Genomic DNA, 1,827 nt, shown 5'->3' with positions numbered 1-1,827 from the left:
GTCCGGGCCGCCGTCGCCCTCGGTGTGCCGCTCGTCCTCGGCGCGCAGCGTGCAGCGCAGGCCGGGCAGCGGGGGCACCTCGGGGGCGGACGCCGTGGTGGCGTCCAGCCAGGCGGCCGGGCGCAGCAGCCGGGCGCAGCGCTCGCGGCGCTCCAGCGGGTGGGCGCGGTCGAGCACGCAGAACGCCGCTCCGGTGCGCAGGACGGCGATCAGGGCGGCCACCAGGCCCGGGGTGCGCTCGGCGTCGACGGCCACGTGGTCGCCGGGGCCGATCCCGTGGGCGCGCAGGCGCTCGGCCAGCCGGCCGCTCCAGGCGGCGAGTTCCCCGTAGCCCAGCGTGCCGCCGCCGGGCAGCGACAGGGCCGGGGCGTGCGGGGTGCGCCGCGCCGCCGCGAGGAAGCGCTCGTGCACGGCGCCGCTCCACGGCGCGGCCGGCAGCGGCTTCTCCGGCTCCTGCACGGGCCCGCCGGCGGCCAGCGACAGCTCGCCGACGACCGTCTGCGGGTCGGCCGCGACCTGCTCCAGGACGTGCACCAGCTGCGCGAGCATCGCGCGCATCGTCTCCGGCAGGTACAGCCCGGCGTCGTACACCAGCCGCAGGTCGACCCGCCCGTCCCGGGGGACGGCGTACAGGGTCAGCTCGAAGCGGGCGTTGACGTCCTCGGCCTCCACCAGCTCGACGTCGACGCCGGGGAGGCCGGCGCTGAACGCGTCGAGGTTCTGCATGTTGAAGACGACCTGGAACAGCGGCGTGCGGGTGAGGTCGCGCACCGGCGCGATCCGCTCGACGATCCGCTCGAAGGGCGTCTCCTGGTGCGCGTCCGCGTCGAGCGTGGACTGCCGTACGGCGCCCAGCAGTTCGCGGAAGGTCTGGCCGGGGGCGTTGTCGGTGCGCACGACCACGGTGTTGACGAACAGGCCGACGGTGTTCTCCAGGTCGGTGCGCAGCCGCCCGGCCACCGGCATGCCGACCAGGACGTCCTCCTGCCCCGACCAGCGGGAGAGCACGATGTTGAAGGCGCTCAGCAGCACCATGGACAGCGACGCCTGCGCGTCGGAGGCCGCCTTCTCCAGGGCCGTGACCAGGCCGTCCGCCAGCCGGGTGCCGGTGCTGCCCGCGGCCGAGCCGCCCGGGCGGGTGCGCGGCCGGTCGGCGGGCAGGTCGATGGCCGGCGGGCTGCCGGCCAGGCGCCGCTCCCAGTAGGCGAGCGCCGCCGCGCCCTGCTCGGTCTCCTGGCGCTCGCGCTGCCAGGACGCGAAGTCCGCGTACTGGACGGCGGGGCCGCCCTCGGGCGCCTCCCGGCCGGCCGCGAACGCCCGGTAGACCTCAGTGAGTTCGCGCAGCAGGATGCGCATCGACCAGCCGTCGGAGGCGATGTGGTGCAGCGCGAGGAGCAGCACGTGCCGGTCCTCGGCCAGGCGCAGCAGCCGGGCCCGCAGCGGGCCACGGGTCAGGTCGAAGGGCGTCGTGTCGAACGCCTCGGTGTGCGCGGCGCGGGCCTCGTCGGCCGTCATCGCCACGGAGTTGGTGAGGTCGAGCAGCGGCAGCGGGTCGGCCGGGGGGCGGGCGACGATCTGCCGGGGCTCGCCGTCGACCTCGCGGTAGACGGTGCGCAGCACCTCGTGGCGCCGGATCACCTCGGCCAGCGCCTTGTTCAGCAGCCCCGCGTCCACCGGGCCGGTCAGCCGCAGCTCCCCGGCGATGCGGTAGGCCTGGTCGCCGGGGCGCAGCTGCTCCATGAACCAGAGCCGCTGTTGCGCGAAGGACAGCGGCAGCCCGCTGCCGGCCCGCTCCAGGCGGGCGATCGGCGCGTCGGCGGCGGCGCC

General features: G+C 76.6%; 1 protein-coding gene. It reads right to left on the bottom strand.

Features of this window, described 5'->3' with window-relative positions; genetic code table 11:
- Nucleotides 1–1,827 (bottom strand): condensation domain-containing protein (locus tag AB0O00_RS37650; protein ID WP_363659195.1); only part of this gene is annotated, 1,827 nt, incomplete at both ends.

The organism is Kitasatospora sp. NPDC093558 (genome assembly GCF_040683475.1).
In the GTDB taxonomy this organism is placed as follows: domain Bacteria; phylum Actinomycetota; class Actinomycetes; order Streptomycetales; family Streptomycetaceae; genus Kitasatospora.
This window is presented reverse-complemented; position numbering and strand designations above follow the sequence as displayed.